A 14,067-nucleotide genomic window follows, 5' to 3' on the forward strand; every position below is an offset into this window, starting at 1 on the left:
TGTGAAAATTCGGCTTTTCACCGTACCTATAGGAAGCTCAAGGTGTTCAGCGATCTCTTGGTATTCGTAGCCACGGTAATGCATCAGAAAGGGAACAGCGTATAAGTCGCCAATCTTATCAATCTTGCGGTGAATTTCCTCTACCCGTAAGTTGATTTCGGCAGCGTAACTTGGAATTGTTTTACTTTCCAACCCGTAAGCCAAATCTTCTACAGGTTCGCTCACTGTACGTTGGCGCTTTTCTTTGCGGTAATTATTAATAAAGGTATTGCGCATAATAGTAGCGATCCAGCCTTTAAAATTAGTACCCGCTTGGAATTTTTCGCGGTAACGAAAAGCTCTTAGTGAAGTGTCCTGTACCAAGTCTTTCGCTTTGTCTTTGTTGTGGGTAAGGCGCAAAGCAAAATTAAATAAGAAAAGTTCGAGGTTGTTAAGCTGATTTGAAAAATCGGTCGTAGACATAAATGTTTTTTTTGATTACACTTCCTATAGTCCAATAGCTGTGCCAAGATTGTAATAGTTTGATTTTCAGTCCTTTGTGTCTTCTGTTGGCTTGGTTTTTTGATTATATTTAATCATTTTGTTTTATATCGTATCGTTTTTGGAGGGTGGCGGATAAGCTATCGTTGCGGTTTTTCTTTCTGTTAGCCTTGTTTCCTGAAAATAACACTATACCATAATCTCTAAGAGAGATTATTTTTTAAATAATAAAATTAATAGACCAATCAACGAACACCAAGCAGGAATGACCCGTTGCAAAAGCGTATTTAGAATTTAAATTAAAAGAAATTATGATTAACCGATTAATGCTTCCCTTGCTCTTTATTATAAGTATGACAACTAGTGCGTTCGCACAGACAGGGAGCGATATGATGACCAGTACTACCGAAACGAAACAAGAGATGGCTACCGATAACGTAAGTGTTGCTGATTATGAGCGGATGCTTGATGCTTACCTGCGTGTAAGTTTCCGTGAATACGCTTATGAAGCACTAAACTTAACGCCAGATCATATTATCTCACTTGATCCATTATATATGGAGTACATGAAAGAACGCAGTGAGCTCATGGACAAGCGCACTGAACTCATGGATGAGTACGTGGAAGAAATGAAAGAAGATGATCGACCAGCTGATGAAGCCGAAGAATCGGCAGAATATATAGAAGATTACTGGGAGATCAATATTGACGAACAGCGATTACGGAAGGAAACTTTTGATAGAATGGAAGATGCGGTCTCTTACCGCAAGGCCTTCGAGTTTTTCCTTCTGGAAGAAGCTATTTCGAACCGCGTAAATCAAGAAAAAACGATTGAGTATGTTCCCGTTTTAATTGATTTAGATAGCCCTGAATTGACCTACTACCGGGAAATCGATCGTTACAACACATGGATGAAGAAAAATGATATTGAGATCGACGGTACAACTTCGTTGGATCACCAATATACTTATGATGGCTTGATGAAGCTTACCCGTACCATTGAAGCCACGGTGAACACAGTAGATGGAGAAATTGAAGGCTTCAATATGCACATTGCCACCATTAAGGGTAAAGCGATGGAAATGACCAATGACAAATACGCCAATACACATGCTGATGCCGCTAGGGTAGCTTTCACCACAGTAGCAACCTTGATGGAGGAAGTAGCCGAGCTGGACGGTGTGGTAGTGGCCGATGAATATCTGAAATCGTTGCGTACCGCCGCTGAAAAGATTGATCCAGACACCTTATACCTTGACCAATCCAAGCACGCATACAATTTTTTCTCCGAGGCACAGTCGACGTTGAATAACTTGTATACCAAAGAAATGATAAACGCTTCTGATATGATGGAAGACATGTCATCATCAGACCGTAAGTAATAATCGGGGTCTACACAGGTAGACATGTTTTAGGGTGATTGTCCCGGGAGCGTTAGCTCCCGGGCTTTTTTTTTGCAAGAATAACAAAGCAAATTATTCGATCTACTGGTTATTTTTTATCGTCAAACGTAGCAATGTCGCGTCTGATTTTATTGACTAAGTCGGCTACGTTTTTTCCAAAATCAGGAGCATCGGCTTCGTTGATTTTGTCAAATTTTCCTTGGTATTCCTGTAATAATTGTTGGTATTCGCGGAGGGCACCGATTTTTTTTTCGGCAATTGCTACTACCTCTTCGTTGGAATCATTCAATTCAGCTTCGAAGTTCGTAATTTTGCTTTGTATATCTGTTGAGAGACTCTCAACAGCCTCCTTCATCGCTGCAGGTGTTTTATAGGTAGAAACTTCTTTAGTTTTTTCCTTTAAGGTAGTTTCGGCCTCGGAGGCAGCTTTCTGTTGCTCTTCCATGACAGCCTCGGTTGTTTCTTCCGCGGCGCCTTCTGTATTTCCGCAGCTGGTCATTAAATTGAATGTGAGTAGTATTACTGCTGTTGAGAAGAAAAATTTCATCATGACGGGAGTTGTTTTTTTGTAAAGAAGAAGGGGTTCTTTCTGACGAAAGCTCCAAAATCAGTGCAAGAAAGGAAGGTTTATTGGCTTGTACAAAAAAATCAAATAAACAATTCCTGTATCTTTGCGCACCAAATTCCATCTGGTTTGTTTTCTCAGAATTAAAAAGAGAAAAAATGCAGACAATTACTGTGCAGCGTCCGGAAGAAACGCAGCAATTGGCAGCCGCTTTAGGTAAGCTGTTAACACCTGGAGATGTGGTGATCCTGAATGGCCCATTGGCTGCGGGTAAAACGTTTTTCGTAAAAGCACTGGCTCAAGCGCTGGGTTCGGAGGATTATATCTCCAGCCCCACTTATACCATTGCTAATTTTTACCGTATTAATAGTGGTGATTTTCTGCACATGGATATCTATCGTATCGAGAGCATCGAAGAGTTCAGAGATTTGGCACTAGAGGAACATTTTGAAGAAGCCATCACCCTCATCGAGTGGGGGCAAAAGGTAGCGGACGATTTTGAGGAATACCTCCTGATCGATATTGCCTTTGTAGAACAGGAGAATACCTCACGGATATTTACTTTTTCGCCTGTTGGGACCAGCTGGCAGCAGCGTCTGCCTTTATTGAAATTAGCTTGATTTATGAGCGCAAAGGAAAAAATAAGCCTGAGTATTGAATCTTCAGCACTGCCTTACGGTGTTGTGCTGAGTGCGGGGAATGAGATTTTGTTTGATTCCACTCAGCATACGGAACTTCAAACATTAAAAGATGCGCCGGCGCTAGCAAAGCATGCGCTTGAAGCCATTGGTCGTAAAGCCAGTGAGATCGAACGTATTGCCATTAACCAAGGTCCAGGAGGCACTAGTGCCATTCGTGCTGGCGTAGCTTTTGCCAATAGCTTGGCCTACAGCCTAGGTGTTCCTATAATTGCAGTAAATACTTTTGAATTGCTGGGAGCACCCGCAACTGCTCGTTACAACTGTCCAACTTTGGTAACCGTAAAATCTATCAAGAGCAATGCCTACGTAGGCTTGTATGCAGATGGAGCTGTTCAGCAAACGCTTTATGGGCCGATGGAAGAGACTGTTCGCAAAGCCCTGGGGCAACATACCACCTGGGCAGTAGCTGGCGCTCACCGTGAACAACTGATCACTGCTTTCCCTGAACATACCATTTATGATACAGGGTATAAGTTTGGCCTCGCAACCGATATGGTGCCCATGCTTCCCAACCTTGGTAGCAGGGAGCTTAGGTTTCCTAAATTTGTAGTACCTATTACAGAACAATCGTTAATGTTTAAATAAGGTGAATAAAATCCTGAAAGCATCTAGCACGGCTGTCATAGAAGCTATTGCTAGCTTAAAGCAAGGTGGAGTAGTAATGCTGCCCACTGATACCGTTTACGGCTTGGCCGTTCATCCCGGTTTTCCGGAAGCGGTAGATCGCTTGTACGCCATGAAAGATCGCCCACGTAGCATGAACCTGCCAATTATGGTAGCAAATGTCGCTGATATGGAAGCACTAGGGGTTGAGATCAATGCGCCAACGCACCGTTTACTAAATTCGGAATACGTTCCTGGCGCGCTCACGGTAGCCATTGGTTTTACAGACAAGCCCACAGTTGGCTGGCTGGCTGGCCGCGACGAGGTAGCCATCCGTATTCCTGATGATGAGCATTTGCTGGCCATCTTGCGAGCTACCGGCCCTCTACTGGTGACCAGCGCCAACGCCTCGGGGCATGACACGCCTACGGAGGTAGCGGCTATTCTTGAGCAACTTCACCTTGCACCCGATGTAGCCATTGATGGAGGCACCATCCCAACTATTCCTTCCACCTTGGTCAACTGCCGCATGAACCCTCCTGTTATTGAGCGGGAAGGAGTTATTCCTGCTACTGATTTAGCACCTTACTTAAAGTAAAAAGACACATGGCTAAATATGTTCTTGGTATCGAATCTTCTTGTGATGACACTGCCGTAGCGGTAGTAACAGCGCAGGGGGAAGTATTGTCTTCGGTAATTGCCTCACAGGCGGAAATTCATTCCCAATACGGAGGAGTGTTTCCCGAACTGGCTGGCCGTGCCCACGTACAGTCGATACTGCCAGCTATTGACAAGGCTTTGCTTGATGCAGGCATTACCCACGAGGACTTGGAGGCTATCGGAGTAACCCGCGGCCCGGGCCTTATCGGTTCGCTCTTGGTGGGCCTCACCTCGGCTTCGGGGCTGGGCTTGGGTTGGGGCGTTCCCGTGATTGGCGTCAATCATCTGCGAGGGCATTTGCGCAGTGCAGACCTGGAAGAACAACGGGTCAAATACCCTGCGATAATCTTATTGGTTTCCGGCGGTCACACCTTTTTGGCGCACATGGAAAGCGCTACAGAGATCAAGCTGTTGGGGTCTACACGTGATGACTCCGTTGGCGAGGCCTATGACAAAGTGAGCCGTATGTTGGGCCTTGGTTATCCCGGCGGCCCAGTAGTTGATCGTGCCGCCAAGCAGGGCCAAGCTACAATCCCTTTTCCGCGGCCAATGTTGCACAAAGGGTTAGAGTTTTCTTTCTCTGGCCTGAAGTCGGCAGTATCTCGTTACCTGAACGCCTTAGACGAAGCACCGATTGTAAATGACGTGGCAGCTTCCTTTGTGGAAGCAGCGATGGAAATTCTCCTAACGAAATGCCGCAAAGCACTAAAGAAATACCCCGTCAAGTCGCTGGTGGTAGTCGGTGGTGTTGCTGCTAGCCCTCAGTTGCGTGAACAAGCAGGTGATCTTTGTGCTAAAATGGGCGTAGAATTGTGTTTGCCGCCATTGCGTTGGTCCACCGACAATGCGGCCATGATTGCGCTGGCGACCTGGGATTATCTGCGTTTGGGGCATCATCCGGCGCCAGTACCTCAGTTGCAATTGTCGATCAGCGATTTTTAGGTGAGCTAGCCAGGCCATTCGTATAAATACATTTATGGATTCATGCGAATCAGATGGGTAGGTGGGGCCATGCCATCTCCCGTCCCGACTTTTCTAGCCGGGACGGGATCGGCACCAGGCCATTCGTTTCTACCTTCGGTACCACTGCTGTCCTTTGTCCTGCTCGTCCCTGCGCTCGTGCTTCGGCCTGTTGGCCTGCGCACCTGGTTTTTGCGCCAATCGTACCAGTGCGATCATACGATTAGCCCAAGGTCCGAAGCACTTCGCACAAAATTCGGGAGTGAGAAACCAGAAAATGGAGCATTTTCCCCGCACCCCGCACCCCGCACCTAAGTATGTGCCAGATATATGGACGCACCCCACCATGGCAAAGTTTTTTGCATCTTAGAAGGGATATTGTTTGTGACTAATTAATAAAAACGCGCATGAAATACCTATTCCTCCTCCTTGTGGCAGGCTTTAGTGCCACTGTATTTGGGCAAAAGACAGATACCCTTGTTATCGATTTAGAAAACCAGCGGCAGTGGGTCATTAAGACCTATGATGCTGAGGGTAATGTGCGAGCAATCATTTACCAATCGAGCAGATTACAAGACGATACGACGGTCATTGATGGCCGTAGGCTCGGTGACATGAGTGCGGAAGATTTGTTTATGCGGGGAGTATTGGCTTCTGTAAAAGACCCTCGAAAACTGAGAGTGACAGATAGTACTTATACCTTTTTTTACAATGGGAAAGTAGATCGGAAAACCTTTTTTCGCGATGGGGCTACCTATGATTATATTTATGACGAGCACTGGAAGCTGCAGTACGTAGAGAAAATTGATCGGGACCGTACGACGTATTTATTTCTCCGGGATCAAAGTTTGGTGCTTGCTGATTTGTCCATTAGTCTGGAGGGAAGGATAGGGGACACGGTTGCCGGGATATTTACCTTCAGCAATCAATCTGCAGAGACCCTCTTATTGAGGTTTAGTAGTAATAAGGATGGGGTGATTTTACCCTCATCGCTGACTTTACCCGGAGGTGGTAGCGGTGAATTACGGCCCCGCTGGTTGGTGACTAAGGGAGAGGAGATAGCCGTTTTGACGGTGAACGTTGCAGGTCATAGTACTTTTGAATTGAGTGTCGATTATGATGGCTATCACCTGACAGAAACCGACTTTGGAGGGGATAAAAAGGCAGCCCCTGGCTTAGAGTTAGGGGAGGTCCCGAGTTTGTTGCTTCGCCTGTCCAGTGCGGAGAAGCTATTGAAGATAGTCAATGAAAAAGGAGAGGAAGTCGCTGTTGTGTCTGTCCCTAAAATACTCAACGTTGTACCTTTAGATCAATTTCCGAGAGGGGAATACTTGTTGACACTTGTAGACCTTGGTAGTAAGGAAGAGAAGTATTGCCGGATCAAATATTGATATTGCTGCGTGGTTTATATGTCAATAAAATATGTGTTTTGTTTTCTATCCTGTAGTGAAATCGGGCATCTGATTTTTCTTAAATTGCGCCGTAATACAATCTCCCCTAAACTATTGAAATGGTCTTAGCTACGGCGCGTGCAAAAAACTTCTTTCGGATTTCCCTGGTCTTCTTTTTAGTAATATGTAGTACGATAATTTATTCCCAAAACAGTATTCGAGTGGACCATAGGGCTGCCGATCCTGTTCCGAAGAATTCTTCCCTTGGCTATGAGGAGAGATTGGAAATTCACAAGGATTTTTTAGCCAAGGCAGAAGCCGATGGAAACCGTCAGTATGAATTTTTTGGACAACTTTACGTCTTTTATGACTACCTCAAACTCCATGACTACGTAGCCTCTGCTGCTTGTCTTTTGGCAGCGAATAAAATAGCGGAAGAAGCTCAAAATAATGCTTGGCTGGGTTGGGCAAGTTACTGGCAGGGCCTTTTGAAAAACTACCTGAAAAATGAGGAAGAAGGATTGGTGCATTACCAAGATGCTGCCCGCTTTTGTGCTGCTGCCGGAGATAGTCTTTGTTATGCGGAGAGCCTTGAACAAGTGGCCTCGAAATTCATGTATTTCGATAGCTTCACTTTAGCGGAACAGTATTTTCAAGAGGCAATTCCGCTTTTAAGAAAGTTTGGTGAAAAACGACAACTGGGAACGGCTTACGGGAATTTTGGAAGTTTGTACCTGTTGACTCGCGAGCCAGATAAGGCCATTCCTTACCTTGAGCAGGCATTATTGATCAACCAGGAACTTGGAAATCACAAAAGTGAAGGTAAAAACAGGAATAACCTGGCCAGTGCCTACCGCCGCCAAGGGAAAGCCAAGCGTGCTATTGAGGAATACAAAAAATGTATTGCTTTTAATCAGGAGCACGATTTCCCCAATAACCTGATCAATAATTACCTTGGTCTTTATTTTGCCTACATGGATTTGGAAGATTACAAATCGGCGCTGGAAAGTGTATCTAGGCATGAAGAGTTGAAAGACAGCCTTATTAGTCTGGAAACCCAAAAGCAAATAGCCCTTTTGGAAACTGAATACGAAGTGGCCCAAACAGAACTGGCCTTAAAACGCAGTGAGGCCGAACTGACAGCTGCGAAGTTGAGTAAAACCAGAGCTTTCACGGTGGTAATCGTGGCTATGTTTATTATTGGAATTATCGTTTGGCGCTGGCAAGCGCAGCTTAGACAGGCCCGCAAAGAAGCACTGGAAAACTTGGAGGATTTAATGCAGTTGACCCGCGTTTTAACGGATAAATCCAGAATTATTTACAGCTTGAAAAGCACCGTGAAAAGGCTGGAAGTAGAAAGTAAAGGCTTAGCAGGTGCTGTTGCTGTTGTTACTGCTGACGAAGAGGAGGAGGAAAGCCTTTATACCAGCACGATTTTGACAGACGATGATTGGAACACTTTCCGTGCAAGGTTTGAAAAGTCATTTCCAAACTACATCTTTCGATTGCGGAGTGCATTTCCTGACCTGACACCAGCAGAAGAACGACTTTTTCTGCTCTTAAAACTAAATCTGGGACGAAAAGAAATTGCCGATATGCTGGGCCTCTCGGTTGGAAGCATCAAGAAGACGAGATCCCGCCTACGTAAACGCTTGTCTTTGGATTCAGAGGAGTCACTGGAAGATTTTATCAGGGATTTTTAGAGCTTGATCACTTATTTACATATTTCCCACTATTTTTGACCCCGGAATTGCTGTTGGGCCTCTAACTCCCTTGAGTACAGGAACAATGAGCAAGCTACTTGGGGCAATCCAAGCACAGCGTGATTGGTAAAAGACTATTTCACTGCCAATGGCGCTTGGCCACCTTTATACTATTAATTACTACTATGAAATTCCAGATTACTACGCTTTCCTTGTTTTTCATTGCCTTGTTTTTTCTGGCTTCCTGTGGCGATGATAATGCTGTTGCTACCACCGATTTGGCGGGCCATTGGGAAATCCAAAGTGCAACACGCGATGGAGAACCCACGACGACCATGGAAGGGATGTATTTCGATTTTTCGGAAGATGGTCAATTGTTAACCAATATGACTGGTACAGAAGAAGCCTACGATTACGAACTAGATGGGGAGGCCATTCTTCAGCGTGGCGGTCCGATCGAAGCCGACTTCCTTATCGAGTCTTTCACCGAAGGAGAACTTATCCTGACCACTGAACTGCGGCGTAAAAAATTCAGGATGGTATTGCGCCAGCCAGCGGAGTAACTTTTTGCAAAGTCCAGTTTAGACTTAGACTATCAGCTTCCTGACTTTTGGGGATAAAAGTCGGCGAGTGACCTCTGTTTATATGTATCTTCGTAAGATACGTACCAATTCCGACCGTTATGAAAAATCTATTCTTTTTAGTTTTTTTACTGATGCTGAGTGTGCCCCTGAGTGCACTTGATGCCAGCCTTTCCTTTGCCCGGTTCAATAGCCCACAAGGCACTTACGTAGAAGTCTACCTGCACGTTTCAGGGCAGACTGTTACGACTGTTGAGCAGAGCGATTCGACGGTGCAGGGAGCGGTAGATGTACTGGTGTTTTTTGAACAAGGAGAGAATATCATCAAATATGATAAGTTTCGCCTGTTGAGCCCAGTAGGTACCTATATTGTAGATTTTATTGACCTCAAGCGGTACCCATTGCCAGAAGGGGATTATAAGCTTCGGGTAGAAGTGACGGACGCTAACCTGCCAGAGGAAACCCGCCGATACAGTGCTGATCTGTCCCTGGATTTCCCGGAAGCACAACTGGCGCAGTCGGATATTCAGCTACTGGCAGCTGTAGAGCCTGCTACAACGCCTGGCCCGATGGTGAAGAATGACTTGCTGATGGAGCCGCTACCTTTCAATTACTACGGCAGAGGAGCCAATGTATTGACTTTTTATCACGAGATATATAACAGTGATCAAGCCATTGCTCAGCCCTTTGTGGTGAGTTATCGGGTTGATAAAATGGAAAATGATGTAGCAGAAACGTTGATGCTTGCTCACAAACGCCAAGACCCTGCCAACGTGAATCCACTTTTGTTAAGGATGGATATCAGCGATTTACCTTCCGGAAACTATCAATTGGTCGTAGATGTACGGAACCGGGAACGTGCTTTATTGAGCACCCGTTCGATGATGTTCCAGCGCAGCAACCCGATGGTGGATGCCCAGAATTTTGAAGAAGCCATGGCTGCGGTGACGATCGAAGAAGAATTTGTACAAGACCTGACGCCAGAGGAACTAGAATACAGCCTGCGTGCTATTTCGCCACTCTTGCCGCAGCGCGATGTAGAACTGGTGGACATAATGCTACGCAATGATAGCCTGCGTGCACAGCGAATGTATTTGTATGGCTTCTGGCTACGCGAAAACCGCACCAATCCTGAGCAGATTTATAAAGAATTTATGGAGGTTGCCGCTGCGGTAGACCAGATGTTTCAATCGGGTTTTCGCCACGGGTTTGAAACCGACCGCGGCTATATGTACATCAAGTACGGCCAGCCTAATGACATTTCTCGGAGTGAAAATGAGCCTTCGGCTCCTCCGTACGAAGTGTGGTCGTACAATGAAATTGAGCGCACCAACCAAAATAATGTTCGCTTTATTTTCTACAACCCCTCCCTGGCTGCCGACGATTTCATTCTCCTGCATTCCGATGTCATCGGAGAGCGCAACAACCCACAATGGGAACTCGAACTCTACCGCGATTCCCCCAGCGAACATCCCGGCAATTACATAGACGGCGAAAAAGTCAATGATAACATCGGCCGCCAGTCGAGGAGGCTGTTATCGGATTATTGAGGGTAGCGAAGTATAGACAAAAAAAGACGGGCCTAGGTTTCCCCAAACCCGCCCCCCCTTCTTTAAGCATGGAATTACTCCAAACTCTTAATTTTTCGATTACGCTTAATGCGTGATAATCAACTTGTCCGTGTAGGTTTTACAGCTGAAGATGATCGCATCTATTCTAGAATTAAATCAACAGAATAAATATCGGGATCAAGGTAGGGCTAGTTACAAAAAAAGGAAAGAATAAGGGGGAGACAAAAGAGGGGACAATGGAGAAGCACAGTTAAGTCGCGAATTATGAGGTAGACGAAAATCACATAGTGAAAATGAAGGGCTGATGAAATATCCAAGCTTCAAGAAGCTAAAGAGTCCTGTACAAATCCATTAAATGGAGGACAAAAGCAAAGCTTATGACTTTTTAGGAGAGATTGTTGATGTATTCTCAATTTCTCACTTAGATAGTTTAGTTGCTACTATCAAAGTGAATTCTGATAGTCATCCTAAAGTTGGCAACTTTATCGTTTTCCAAAATAATGATATTTGGGAGGTTGTAGGAATTGCCTTAGTCGGGCTTGAGAAGCAAGGCCAAGAAGTTTTAGAAAAAAGGAGAGAGCATGGCCTATGGGACTTGCAGGTAAAGCCAGTGATTAGTGAGGCTTCAGAATTGACCTTTGGCGTGGTGAAATTCACGTCAAAACTTCCACCGACAATTATTCAAAGAGATAATTGATCTAACTTCCTTATGTTACAATGGTTTTTAAATAAAACCATCGATTTACATATTTTCGTCCTCCTGTATTCCGACGCCATTGGTGAGCGCAGCAACTCGTACACGTTGTGAGGAGGTTGCACCTCCGACAAGCTACAGGACCGGATCTTTAAATTATTGCAACAAAAAAGCTCGATTGCCAATAAGCAAATCGAGCTTTTTAAATTTTCAAAGTAGTAGCTAGTGTTTGTCGGGTAGGGTAGCATCCCCAACAAGCGCCAAGAGTTTGTTGGGTAGGGTCTGATTAGGCGAAACGTAGCAAATTTTATTCTGATTGAGGCCCGAGGAAGGAGCTACGCCATAGCGTAGTGACTGATCGAATAACGAAAATCAGGAGGAAATTTGCCAGTTGGAGACAATTGAGACCCTGCCCAACAAACTCTAACTGCTTAATTCATCGAAAAATAGCGAGTAGCATCACCTACTGTCTGGATTTTATTCACTTCTTCAGGGGTGAGGTATACCTTGAGGTGGTTTTCCAGTGCAGCGATAAGCAGCATCATGTCTACATCATCCAGGTGCAGGTCATCAACAAAGTGAGTGTAAGGGAGCAGTCGCTGGGGAGCTACATTGAGGGTCCAGCTAATGGTATTAACTACTTGGTTAATTTGGGGTTTGGGAGATGCGATCGCTTGGCTTGTCATGGTCATCATAAATAGTGTGATTGTTGTGGTAATCCGGGTTACCTACGAAAGTCTGATTAATAGTTGCGAATTTTCGCTCATTGCGATTTAAGAACGGATAAGCATCGCAATTGGTTGCCTGTGCAACTGAAATTAATGTAAAAAAATGCTCAACCATCGTTTTTCATCGATGAATCACTTCTTAGATGATTTCAACGGCTTTATCCCCCTATTACTGAACAGAGAATATTATAATACCCAGTATCTTAATATCTTTGTACTTCGATGTTATCAACCACGTAGAATCTAGACTATGAAATTGCGGTATTTTGCCTTCCTATTGTTCCCGCTGGCTGCCTTTTTTAGCTGCGAGAAAGTAAACCCTGATTTTCAACAAGAAGCTGCCGATCCGGCTTATTTACACCGCTCCGTCAAGCAGTTGACCGATGTGATTGTGCACGACATTTTCTCACCACCGGTGGCCAGTCGTATTTATGCTTACTCCAGTCTTGCTGCCTACGAGGTAATGGCTAGTGCCAATGCGGACTACCAGTCGCTAGCTGGCCAGCTGAATGATTTTTCAGGAGTTCCTGCACCTCAGAAAGAGGTCGAATACTGCTATCCTTTGGCAGCCGTGACCGCTTTCCTGAAAGTTGGGCAGACCCTCATTTTTTCAGAAGATAGTATGCGTGTTTTCCGTGAAAAGATCATGGCAGAATTCGATGAGATCGGTATTCCTGGCGATGTAAAGGAGCGTTCTTTGGCTTATGGCGACGAAGTTGCTGCTGCCATCATCGCTTATAGTAGCACTGATAACTACAAGCAGACGCGTACTTTTCCCAAATATTCTATTACCGATAACCCCGCGGAGTGGCAACCTACACCTCCTAGTTATATGGATGGCATTGAGCCTTCCTGGAATAAAATCCGTCCATTCGTGCTAGATTCTTCGGGGCAGTTCACGCCTGCTCCCCCTACGGCCTTTAGCCTTGAGAAAGACAGCAAGTTCTATGAAGAAGTCATGGAAGTTTACACCGTATTGGATGAAGATCGCGAAGAAAAAATGGCAATTGCTGAATTTTGGGACTGCAACCCATTCGTTAGTCACACCACTGGCCACGTGATGTTTGCCACCAAGAAAATCACCCCCGGTGGCCATTGGATGGGAATCGCCATGCAAGCTGCGATCAAGGTAGATGCCGATTTTGCTAAAGCCGCCGCAACTTATTCCCTCACAAGTATCGCTCTTGCAGATGCTTTTATCAGCTGTTGGGATGAGAAATACCGCTCACGTTTGCTACGCCCAGAAACATTCATCAACCGTTATATTGATGAAAACTGGTTGCCGGCACTCCAAACACCACCTTTTCCAGAGTACACCAGTGGCCACAGCGTCATCAGTCGTGCTGCTGCGGTAACCTTAACGGAGCTTTACGGCGATAATTTTGCCTTTGTGGATAGTGTGGAAGTAGAATACGGCCTGCCCGTACGGAGTTTCGAAAGTTTCTTGGCAGCCAGCGAAGAGGCAGCAGTATCACGCTTGTATGGTGGCATCCATTATGCACCTGCTTGTTTTAACGGTGTAGACCAAGGCGAAGCTGTTGGTAAGTTTATCAATGCTAAACTGAAGATTAAGTAAGATTAATATAATTATGAGCACTCCCTTCCGTCAGGAACATCCACTACTGGATAAGCTGGTCACGATTGAAGCCTTTTTGGTACAATTAGTGATCTACCTTCTTCTTTGGTTTTGGAACGATTACCTCGCCCTCATTCTCAGTATGATATTGGGAGGGATTGCGCTTTCTATTTTGGTCATTGCCAAAATGGTAGAACTTGTGGAGACCTCCAGGGTACCGAAAGTTTATTACCGCTTTATGGTCATCTGTGTGCTGGCTCCCTTGATTGCAGGTATTGCCGGCCTTTTACTCCGCAATGGGCTGAGTTGGATGAACTAATAACGTACATAAGTACAAGATCACGCACCAAGAAGTCACCTAAAGTTTAATACTCCAAGAGGCTTTTGTGTTATTGCTGGTTAGGGGCCATACCGGTATTGGCGCTGCGGTGCAACCGCCAATACGGTACCG

At 45.2% G+C, this 14,067-nt stretch carries 15 protein-coding genes; 12 read left to right on the forward strand and 3 right to left on the reverse strand.

All coding sequences use genetic code 11. The annotated features are described in order from the left end of the window. Window positions 1-462: RNA polymerase sigma factor (locus tag ACRBG0_RS23425; RefSeq protein ID WP_431489271.1), on the reverse strand; the 462-nt coding region annotated here is incomplete at its 3' end. Between the two features lie 329 nt (window positions 463-791). Here ACRBG0_RS23425 and ACRBG0_RS23430 point away from each other — a divergent pair. Then, complete coding sequence (locus tag ACRBG0_RS23430; protein ID WP_431489272.1) at window positions 792-1,862, forward strand: hypothetical protein; 1,071 nt, start codon at window positions 792-794, stop codon at window positions 1,860-1,862. A 109-nt stretch (window positions 1,863-1,971) separates the two neighbouring features. On the opposite strand, the gene ACRBG0_RS23435 is transcribed toward ACRBG0_RS23430, so the two are convergent. After that, entirely contained in the window at window positions 1,972-2,433 is a 462-nt protein-coding gene (locus ACRBG0_RS23435) for a hypothetical protein (RefSeq protein WP_431489273.1), read from the reverse strand. A gap of 173 nt (window positions 2,434-2,606) precedes the next feature. On the opposite strand from ACRBG0_RS23435, the gene tsaE reads away from it, so the two are divergent. From tsaE to ACRBG0_RS23480, 9 genes are all read left to right on the forward strand, one after another. Continuing rightward, window positions 2,607-3,068, forward strand: coding sequence for a tRNA (adenosine(37)-N6)-threonylcarbamoyltransferase complex ATPase subunit type 1 TsaE (gene tsaE / locus ACRBG0_RS23440; protein ID WP_431489274.1), 462 nt, complete (start codon window positions 2,607-2,609; stop codon window positions 3,066-3,068). Between the two features lie 3 nt (window positions 3,069-3,071). Then, window positions 3,072-3,734 carry a hypothetical protein gene (locus tag ACRBG0_RS23445; protein ID WP_431489275.1) on the forward strand — a complete coding sequence of 221 codons (663 nt, stop codon included), beginning with the start codon at window positions 3,072-3,074 and terminating at the stop codon, window positions 3,732-3,734. Between the two features lies 1 nt (window position 3,735). Continuing rightward, window positions 3,736-4,350 carry an L-threonylcarbamoyladenylate synthase gene (locus ACRBG0_RS23450; RefSeq protein WP_431489276.1) on the forward strand — a complete coding sequence of 205 codons (615 nt, stop codon included), beginning with the start codon at window positions 3,736-3,738 and terminating at the stop codon, window positions 4,348-4,350. 8 nt (window positions 4,351-4,358) lie between these two features. Beyond that, the gene (gene tsaD / locus ACRBG0_RS23455; RefSeq protein WP_431489277.1) at window positions 4,359-5,354 is read left to right on the forward strand and encodes a tRNA (adenosine(37)-N6)-threonylcarbamoyltransferase complex transferase subunit TsaD; all 996 of its coding nucleotides are present in this window, start codon (window positions 4,359-4,361) and stop codon (window positions 5,352-5,354) included. 425 nt (window positions 5,355-5,779) lie between these two features. Next, window positions 5,780-6,763: a hypothetical protein gene (locus tag ACRBG0_RS23460; RefSeq protein WP_431489278.1), complete on the forward strand. Its 984-nt coding sequence runs from the start codon at window positions 5,780-5,782 to the stop codon at window positions 6,761-6,763. A gap of 221 nt (window positions 6,764-6,984) precedes the next feature. Continuing rightward, complete coding sequence (locus ACRBG0_RS23465; protein ID WP_431489279.1) at window positions 6,985-8,466, forward strand: tetratricopeptide repeat protein; 1,482 nt, start codon at window positions 6,985-6,987, stop codon at window positions 8,464-8,466. A gap of 185 nt (window positions 8,467-8,651) precedes the next feature. After that, entirely contained in the window at window positions 8,652-9,029 is a 378-nt protein-coding gene (locus tag ACRBG0_RS23470; protein WP_431489280.1) for a hypothetical protein, read from the forward strand. Between the two features lie 119 nt (window positions 9,030-9,148). Next, complete coding sequence (locus tag ACRBG0_RS23475) at window positions 9,149-10,597, forward strand: GWxTD domain-containing protein (protein ID WP_431489281.1); 1,449 nt, start codon at window positions 9,149-9,151, stop codon at window positions 10,595-10,597. Window positions 10,598-10,973: 376 nt separating this feature from the next. After that, window positions 10,974-11,315 carry a hypothetical protein gene (locus ACRBG0_RS23480; protein WP_431489282.1) on the forward strand — a complete coding sequence of 114 codons (342 nt, stop codon included), beginning with the start codon at window positions 10,974-10,976 and terminating at the stop codon, window positions 11,313-11,315. Window positions 11,316-11,743: 428 nt separating this feature from the next. On the opposite strand, the gene ACRBG0_RS23485 is transcribed toward ACRBG0_RS23480, so the two are convergent. Next, the gene (locus tag ACRBG0_RS23485; RefSeq protein WP_431489283.1) at window positions 11,744-12,007 is read right to left on the reverse strand and encodes a phosphopantetheine-binding protein; all 264 of its coding nucleotides are present in this window, start codon (window positions 12,005-12,007) and stop codon (window positions 11,744-11,746) included. Window positions 12,008-12,290: 283 nt separating this feature from the next. Here ACRBG0_RS23485 and ACRBG0_RS23490 point away from each other — a divergent pair, with 283 nt between their 5' ends. Together ACRBG0_RS23490 and ACRBG0_RS23495 are read left to right on the forward strand one after the other, a co-directional pair. Further along, window positions 12,291-13,616 carry a vanadium-dependent haloperoxidase gene (locus tag ACRBG0_RS23490; protein WP_431489284.1) on the forward strand — a complete coding sequence of 442 codons (1,326 nt, stop codon included), beginning with the start codon at window positions 12,291-12,293 and terminating at the stop codon, window positions 13,614-13,616. A gap of 13 nt (window positions 13,617-13,629) precedes the next feature. Beyond that, window positions 13,630-13,935, forward strand: a complete 306-nt coding sequence (locus ACRBG0_RS23495; protein ID WP_431489285.1) for a hypothetical protein — start codon at window positions 13,630-13,632, stop codon at window positions 13,933-13,935. Window positions 13,936-14,067: the final 132 nt, after the last annotated feature.

This window comes from Lewinella sp. (assembly GCF_050633125.1).
In the GTDB taxonomy this organism is placed as follows: Bacteria; Bacteroidota; Bacteroidia; order Chitinophagales; family Saprospiraceae; genus Lewinella.

What these genes read in the sequence shown, in the direction of transcription:
- ACRBG0_RS23485 (WP_431489283.1), bottom strand. Translation starts at nt 12,007, where the DNA reads ATGATGACCATGACAAGCCAAGCGATCGCATCTCCCAAACCCCAAATT.
- ACRBG0_RS23435 (WP_431489273.1), bottom strand. Translation starts at nt 2,433, where the DNA reads ATGATGAAATTTTTCTTCTCAACAGCAGTAATACTACTCACATTCAAT.
- tsaD (WP_431489277.1), top strand. Translation starts at nt 4,359, where the DNA reads ATGGCTAAATATGTTCTTGGTATCGAATCTTCTTGTGATGACACTGCC.
- ACRBG0_RS23460 (WP_431489278.1), top strand. Translation starts at nt 5,780, where the DNA reads ATGAAATACCTATTCCTCCTCCTTGTGGCAGGCTTTAGTGCCACTGTA.
- ACRBG0_RS23480 (WP_431489282.1), top strand. Translation starts at nt 10,974, where the DNA reads ATGGAGGACAAAAGCAAAGCTTATGACTTTTTAGGAGAGATTGTTGAT.
- ACRBG0_RS23470 (WP_431489280.1), top strand. Translation starts at nt 8,652, where the DNA reads ATGAAATTCCAGATTACTACGCTTTCCTTGTTTTTCATTGCCTTGTTT.
- ACRBG0_RS23495 (WP_431489285.1), top strand. Translation starts at nt 13,630, where the DNA reads ATGAGCACTCCCTTCCGTCAGGAACATCCACTACTGGATAAGCTGGTC.
- ACRBG0_RS23445 (WP_431489275.1), top strand. Translation starts at nt 3,072, where the DNA reads ATGAGCGCAAAGGAAAAAATAAGCCTGAGTATTGAATCTTCAGCACTG.
- tsaE (WP_431489274.1), top strand. Translation starts at nt 2,607, where the DNA reads ATGCAGACAATTACTGTGCAGCGTCCGGAAGAAACGCAGCAATTGGCA.
- ACRBG0_RS23475 (WP_431489281.1), top strand. Translation starts at nt 9,149, where the DNA reads ATGAAAAATCTATTCTTTTTAGTTTTTTTACTGATGCTGAGTGTGCCC.
- ACRBG0_RS23430 (WP_431489272.1), top strand. Translation starts at nt 792, where the DNA reads ATGATTAACCGATTAATGCTTCCCTTGCTCTTTATTATAAGTATGACA.
- ACRBG0_RS23490 (WP_431489284.1), top strand. Translation starts at nt 12,291, where the DNA reads ATGAAATTGCGGTATTTTGCCTTCCTATTGTTCCCGCTGGCTGCCTTT.